10 protein-coding genes are annotated in these 6,963 nt (G+C 41.0%); 2 read left to right on the top strand and 8 right to left on the bottom strand.

The window, feature by feature from the left end:
• Window positions 1-13: 13 nt before the first annotated feature.
• Genes B4C48_RS07940 through B4C48_RS07930 form a run of 3 tightly spaced genes read right to left on the bottom strand, consistent with a single transcriptional unit; the run spans window position 14 to window position 2,854 of the window.
• Window positions 14-1,087 (bottom strand): DUF6670 family protein, encoded by a 1,074-nt coding sequence (locus B4C48_RS07940; protein ID WP_291355252.1) that lies wholly within the window; start codon window positions 1,085-1,087, stop codon window positions 14-16.
• 39 nt (window positions 1,088-1,126) lie between these two features.
• Window positions 1,127-1,951 (bottom strand): CDP-diacylglycerol--serine O-phosphatidyltransferase, encoded by an 825-nt coding sequence (gene pssA / locus B4C48_RS07935; RefSeq protein WP_291355250.1) that lies wholly within the window; start codon window positions 1,949-1,951, stop codon window positions 1,127-1,129.
• A 45-nt stretch (window positions 1,952-1,996) separates the two neighbouring features.
• Complete coding sequence (locus B4C48_RS07930) at window positions 1,997-2,854, bottom strand: 23S rRNA (adenine(2030)-N(6))-methyltransferase RlmJ (RefSeq protein WP_291355248.1); 858 nt, start codon at window positions 2,852-2,854, stop codon at window positions 1,997-1,999.
• A gap of 116 nt (window positions 2,855-2,970) precedes the next feature.
• On the opposite strand from B4C48_RS07930, the gene B4C48_RS07925 reads away from it, so the two are divergent.
• A complete protein-coding gene (locus tag B4C48_RS07925) occupies window positions 2,971-3,573 on the top strand; it encodes a 2OG-Fe(II) oxygenase (protein WP_291355246.1) in 603 nt (200 codons plus the stop codon).
• 71 nt (window positions 3,574-3,644) lie between these two features.
• Window positions 3,645-4,172, top strand: coding sequence for a hypothetical protein (locus tag B4C48_RS07920; protein WP_291355244.1), 528 nt, complete (start codon window positions 3,645-3,647; stop codon window positions 4,170-4,172).
• A 185-nt stretch (window positions 4,173-4,357) separates the two neighbouring features.
• On the opposite strand, the gene B4C48_RS07915 is transcribed toward B4C48_RS07920, so the two are convergent.
• From B4C48_RS07915 to B4C48_RS07895, 5 genes are all read right to left on the bottom strand, one after another.
• Complete coding sequence (locus B4C48_RS07915) at window positions 4,358-4,618, bottom strand: DUF2789 family protein (protein ID WP_291355242.1); 261 nt, start codon at window positions 4,616-4,618, stop codon at window positions 4,358-4,360.
• 104 nt (window positions 4,619-4,722) lie between these two features.
• Window positions 4,723-4,983, bottom strand: a complete 261-nt coding sequence (locus tag B4C48_RS07910) for a DUF2789 family protein (RefSeq protein WP_291355240.1) — start codon at window positions 4,981-4,983, stop codon at window positions 4,723-4,725.
• A 145-nt stretch (window positions 4,984-5,128) separates the two neighbouring features.
• Complete coding sequence (locus tag B4C48_RS07905) at window positions 5,129-5,386, bottom strand: DUF2789 family protein (RefSeq protein WP_291355238.1); 258 nt, start codon at window positions 5,384-5,386, stop codon at window positions 5,129-5,131.
• A gap of 51 nt (window positions 5,387-5,437) precedes the next feature.
• Window positions 5,438-5,716, bottom strand: a complete 279-nt coding sequence (locus tag B4C48_RS07900) for a DUF2789 family protein (RefSeq protein WP_253138812.1) — start codon at window positions 5,714-5,716, stop codon at window positions 5,438-5,440.
• 171 nt (window positions 5,717-5,887) lie between these two features.
• The gene (locus B4C48_RS07895) at window positions 5,888-6,874 is read right to left on the bottom strand and encodes a malate dehydrogenase (protein ID WP_291355235.1); all 987 of its coding nucleotides are present in this window, start codon (window positions 6,872-6,874) and stop codon (window positions 5,888-5,890) included.
• Window positions 6,875-6,963 lie beyond the last annotated feature (89 nt).

Below are 6,963 nucleotides of genomic sequence, written 5' to 3'. Positions count from 1 at the left end.
CACGTGTTTTTTATTATTTTTTGCATGCAAAAGGTACAGGATTGGCTAATTCATCACGCATTTTTTCTTGTTTATTCTTTTCTTGCCAGATAAGTGAGCGACAATCGATATATTCACAATAACCACTTTCACCCGTTTCTTCATGTTGATTGATTCTGATTTGATATTTAAAACTGCCCACATAGCCAGCCGCCAACCCAAATTTAAAATCTCCGCGGCTTTGCGCCTGTATAGAAATGCAGGTGCCATCTTTACCTTCATAGCCCCACTCAAACTCACGTGGCAAATACATGCTTTGTCCATTCGGCGTTTTCACTTTAGGATAAACTCGATGCACTTTAAAGCGAACATTCTGATCAAACATTTGTGAAATGCCTGTTTTCCCATCTCGCAAATATAGACGTGACTGCAAAATACCATTGAAAGAATCTCGAATTTGAGCCAAAAGCAGTTGGCGCTGATTTTCCAGATTAATCACCTGATAGGTAAAGAATGCTAAAGGCAAATAGGGGAAATTAATTGAGCGTGCATATTCAAAACAGCCCATTTGCTGAATTTCAAATTTTTGTTCTTTATAAGTGATCTGCCCTTCACATTGGCACATTAAAGACCAGTGGTCTGCGAGCCCCATACGCAACTGGGTAAAATAGGAAATAATATTGCTGGTACAAATTGATAAATCGAAACTCAGCTCTTTATCTTTACGCTGTAGACGAAAATGGGGGAAAGTTCCGCTCATCGTTTCCCGGTCGGAGAACTGAAAATAAGCTTTAGTAAAGTGACAGTCCTCACTCACCGAATAAGAATTCAATTGCCCCACCATATGTGGACTAATACTGGCAATGGTAGTTGCAGTATCTAAAGCGGTGGTTTGGATGGCGCTTTCATTGCGTAGCATTACCGCATTCGGCTGCCCGATCAAACTGATAAAATTAAGATAATGGAGCGGTGCAGGTAAATTAGGAATCATCAAACCTTGATGGATGATTTTATAACGACCTTTTTGCGCATGATAGGCCAAGCATGACTGAAGGGGAGCCTGATTGAGTTGTTTAGAGCGATCAAACAAATCTTGAAACAACTGCATATCTTGCTCCTTTTTATTTTCAGTATAGCGTTCTCATTTTTATATGGCGGTTTTTCTTGCCAGGAAAGTGGTTACAAAACCCGACAGTGCATAAATAAGGGAAATAACCAGAATCCCGACTGGAATATTATAAGTAATTGCCGCAAAGATGAATACCGCAATTGGTAACACAAAAAATGGAACCCGTTTACGATCAAATGTTTTAAATGAATAATATTTGATATTGGAAATCATCAACAAGCCTACTGCAATAATAATCACCGCATTAAAAACCTGAATACCCAGCTCACGTACAGCGAAAATTTCTGGAAAATCCTGCCCTACCCAAATCAGGGTAATAATGATGACCGCAGCCAACGGACTTGCAACACCAATAAAGTAGCGTTTATCGACCACACCAATTTGCACATTGAAGCGTGCCAAACGAAATGCCGCACAAGCGGTATAAACGAAACAGGCAGCTAATCCAATACGTCCCAAATCGTGCAGACACCAGCTATACATTAAAATAGCCGGCGCCACCCCGAAAGCAAGCAAGTCTGACAAGGAATCGAACTGCTCGCCAAACGGGCTTTGGGCACCAATTGCACGCGCTACCCGACCATCCAGTCCATCAAATAATGCCGCTAAAAAAATGGCATAAATGGCTTGAGTGAAATCACCATTCATACTGGCAATAATAGAATAAAAGCCGGATAGTAATGCTGCTGTTGTAATCAGATTCGGCCACAGATAGATGCCACGACGCTTCACCTTTTGTCCCTCTTGGGTATGCTCTTCTTCTTCCACTTCGAAGGTGATGCCATCAAAACCATGTTCATCACGTGTAGAAGATTCACTTTCAGGTTTGTTTATACTTGTCATTCTTTGTCGATCCTAACTGTAACCGTATCTCTTGAAACGTATCTCTTATTCGCCAACTAACCAGCGTACAGCGGCATGCCCACCATTTTCACTCATACGCAAATGCGGGAACAACCATTGTAATGCTTCATCCGCATCTTCCGAAAATTTCCACGGTGGATTAATCACAAGTAAACCACAACCATTCAGACCGACTGGAGTGTCATCTGGCCATACGCAAATTTCACACACTAATTGACGGCGAATACCGGTTTTCATCATTTTCTTTTCAAAACGATCAATCATGGCGCGGTCTTTAATTGGATACCATACTGCAAAACAACCTGTCGGCCATTTTTTGTATGCAGCCACCATCAATTCTACCAATTGTGGAAAATCTTTACGTTCCAATTCGTAAGGTGGATCAATCATCACCACACCACGCTTTTCTTTAGGTGGAATCACCCCCAGTAAGCCTTCATAGGCATCACGTTCATGCAGGCCGGCACGGCGGTCACGCACATTAAAACGCAGCTGCTGGAAAACTTCAGGCTGCATTTCAAAAATCGTGGCTTTATCGATTTTACGCATGCCTTCCAAAGCAAACCACGGTGAACCTGGATACGCACCTTTGCCTGAAGCCTCACGCATATCCTGCACAATTTTAAGATATTGCTTTACGCCTTCAGGAGCATTGCGGGTAATTGAATCATCAAGCTTGATTAAACGGTGAATACCGTTTAAAAACTCGCCTGATTTCTGTGCTGCAGAAGTCGATAAATCGTATTTACCTGCCCCACCATGCGTATCGATATAGCGATAAGGTTTATCTTTGGCATTTAAACGTGTTAAAAGTTGCAGCAATAACACATGCTTCATGACATCGGCAAAGTTGCCTGCATGGAAATGGTGACGGTAATTCATGTTTCTTTAATTCCTGATATCAACGGGTATTTTAGCATGAAAAAATGTTTCGTTCCGCAGGATATCTTGCTCTAGAATACGCCAGCTTTTTTCTATCCTGTTTTGAGTATATCTGTATGGATGCAATTCACCTTCCAAAATCATGCAATGTTGATCAAATGATTGAAGATTTGGATCAGCGCGGCTTTAGCATTATTGATGATGTTTATCCTCAAGAATATATTCATGCTTTAGTTGAAGAATGTACATCTCATTTAAATCAGTTTAGAGATGCAGCTATCCAAAACGGGGTCATCAGCAAAATTCGCAGTGACCATATTTTATGGATTCATGAAGAGTTAGAAAAAGCCCAACAGCACATCAAAACTCTGCAAAGTCTGGGCGAACAACTGAACCGTGCCTTTTTCCTGGGCATTCGAGAAGTCGAAGCACATTTTGCCTGTTATAACGCCGGTGAGTTTTATGCCCTGCACCGTGATAACCCGCAAGGTAAAAATGGCCGTGTGATTTCTACCGTATATTACCTGCATGAAGACTGGCAAGACGACTGGGGCGGTGAACTTCGCCTGCAAGACAAAAATGATCAGTGGCACATCATCCCGCCCAAACCGAACCGCATTGCCCTATTCCAAAGTGATCTATTGCATGAAGTACTCAAGGCCAAGCATCAACGTCTTTCTATTACGGCATGGTTACGTACTGACAATTCCATTTGGTAATTTGACAAGCATGCTTTAAATATGGAAAAACATCCTCATATAGCAATCATTGACAGATGAGGATGTAACCGATGCGGGAAAACACCAAACAGATTATTCAACGTATTGGCGAAACTGATCAGTTGTATTTACAAGGGAATACGCCAAAACTTGCTTTAGAACGTGCTGATTTACGTATGCAATTGGTCACACTCAGCACCCTACGTCAGGAACAGATTCATTTCTTGCAAGAAGCTGTGGTTTTACTTGAACAGGGCCGGATTGAATTTGAAGAAATGCCGATGAGTTTGTATATCAACTTATCTACGCATTTAGCCAGAGCCTACATGCTATATTTTGAGATCACCAAGGAACAAAGATTTGCCTTAATTACCCAACAAATCTTAAAACCTATCACTCACGATCAGTACGGTGATATTTATTTCTTCCTTGCCTATGCTTCTGCGGCCAAAAGTGAAACTGCATTAACACGACATTGGCTCACCAAATACAGTAAGACTGCCGATTTTGATTTAATTCTGGTACAGCAGCATCCAGCCTTCCATCCATTCCGTGAACACCACTGGTTTGTGAATTTAGTCAAAAGTAAATTGCATTAATTGCAGATCAAAGCATAAAAAACGCCTCCAATGAGGCGTTTAATTTAAATCTGTGAAGACTCCAGCTTTAGGACCTCACTGTTATTTCCCAGCAATAATCGTCAGCCTACTCCCTGCTTATCTTGTCCTGTGTGCCCAAATAAAATTAAAGCGCAAATAAGCAATAAAAAATTTAGCCTTAAAATTTAAGCGGATCGTAGTTTCGTAGCATTCATATGTAATTGTTGATTCAGCTCATCAATCAACATGACCCACTCATCTGCATCTTCCACTAAATAACGAATTAAAAACTCGCGCTGGGATTTATTCCAGAATGGAGCATCATGAAGGTTCTGCTGTGAAGGTAATTGATGGGTACGAATAAAAAGTTCAATCGCTGCAGGACTAGAAGCAAGCCCAAGCTGTTCAAATAACATTTTAAAGGATGGGTTATTATTCATGAGCATACACACTCCTTATCAACCTAATTGTCATTTCTTATTCATTAAACTTATAAGATATTGATAAAAAAAACTAGTGATTAAACTAGGTTTGTTGTTTCAATTTGTGTTTAGTGATGTGTTGATGCGGAAAGATGAGCTTCAGTATGTAATTGCTCATTTAAGATATCCACCACTATTGCCCATTCATCATCTTTTTTCCAGTGAGTGATCAGAAAATCATGTTGTGCTTGGGTCCAGACCGGAGCGTGATGCAAAGGGATACCCATCGTCAATTGATTATTTTCTATAAACTGGTCTATTGCTTCCTGGCTCGAGTCGAGTCCTAATTGTTCAAACAAAAGTTCTAAGGTGGGTTGCTGATCAAACATGCTGTTCACCTTGGTAACTTGTATAATTATTAAGCTATCAAGGTATAAGAATAGCCACACAAATCGCAGCTTTCACCTCGTGCTTGTTGTATTTTTTTGTAGTAAAAAATTAGACCCTATTCAAAGGGCCTAATCTTTTTAAAACTTATTGTGCAGCAAGCTTATCGCTTTCCACATGCAACAGCTGATTCAGCTTGTCAATAACCACAATCCACTCATCATCTTGATGCCAGTGCTCACGTAATAAGGCACTTTGACCTTCACTCCAAAAGTCTGCATCTGGCAAAATCACTTCAGCAGGTAACTGGTGAGCTTTAACAAACTGATCAATCGCAGCTTCATCTGCAGGCAAACCCAATTGTTCAAATAATAGTTCTAAAGTTAACTGTTGTTCCGTAAGCATAAATAGACTCCATCGTAGTATTAAATTATGAGCGTGTTGAGACTAGAATTCTTAGGTTGATTTATGGCTTGGTACGTCACAGGAACCTGAACCCTCGGCCTCAATGTGTAATTGTTCATTCAACACATCAACAAAAATGGCCCAGTCATCATCTTTCTTCCAGTGACTGATCAGAAAGTCATGCTGTGATTTGCTCCAGAACGGTGCTTTATGTAAAGGCACATCCATACCAATTTGATGCGTGCTAATAAACTCGTCAATCGCTTCCGGACTCGAATCCAGACCCAATTGTTCAAAGAAAAGTTCGAAGGTGGCGCGTTGCTCTAACATCTGAACCTCCATCTTTTATCTATAATCTTGTTTCTACCTTAGATGGCTCATCATCGAAACTCAGTTGTCTCTCCTTCACAGCATGTTATTTTTTGTTTAATTAAAGTGATAGGTATAAAAAAAGCACCCCAAATGGAGTGCTTTTTTTCAACTTAATCTAAGAAGATTAAATTATTTAAGCATGTCAGCAATCGCTGCGCGCTCTTCTTCAAGTTCGTTCAATGTAACGTTGATACGCTCACGGCTGAACTCGTCGATTTCTAAACCTTGAACGATTTTGTATTCACCGTTTTCAGTTGTAACAGGGAAACCGAACATTACGCCTTCAGGGATACCGTAAGAACCGTCAGAAGGAATACCCATCGTTACCCATTCGCCGTTTGTACCAAGAGCCCAATCGCGCATATGGTCGATTGCAGCGTTAGCAGCAGAAGCAGCAGAAGAAAGACCACGTGCTTCGATGATCGCAGCACCACGTTTGCCAACAGTCGGAAGGAATGTGTTTGCATTCCACTCTTGATCGTTGATCATGTCTTTAACGCTTTCGCCGTTGATTGTTGCAAAACGGTAGTCAGCATACATGGTTGGAGAGTGGTTACCCCAAACTGTAAGTTGTTTGATGTCTTTAACCGCTTTACCAGTTTTTGCAGCAATTTGAGATGCAGCACGGTTGTGGTCAAGACGTAACATAGCTGTGAAGTTTTTCGCTGGAAGATCTGGAGCAGATTTCATAGCGATGTAAGCATTTGTATTTGCAGGGTTACCCACTACAAGCACTTTAACATCACGGCTAGCAACTTCGTTCAATGCTTGGCCTTGACCAATGAAGATTTCGCCGTTTACTTTAAGCAAGTCAGCACGTTCCATACCTGGACCACGTGGACGTGAACCAACCAATAACGCGTAGTCAGCATCTTTGAATGCAACTTTAGGATCATCAGTACCGATCATGTCCGCTAAAAGTGGGAATGCGCAGTCTTGAAGTTCCATCATTACGCCTTTAAGCGCTTGTTGAGCTTTCTCAAAAGGAACTTCTAACAATTGCAAAATAACGGGTTGGTCTTTACCAAGCATTTCGCCGCTAGCAATACGGAATAATAGGCTGTAACCAATTTGACCAGCAGCGCCAGTAACGGCAACGCGAACAGGTTGCTTCATGTAATTATCTCCAATTGAGGATAGTCAATGCGATTAAATAATCGATGTTTAATCTAATAATCATAAACGCGAAAGATTGTACTCCAATC

This window comes from Acinetobacter sp. UBA3106 (assembly GCA_002365595.1).
GTDB lineage: Bacteria > Pseudomonadota > Gammaproteobacteria > Pseudomonadales > Moraxellaceae > Acinetobacter.
This window is presented reverse-complemented; position numbering and strand designations above follow the sequence as displayed.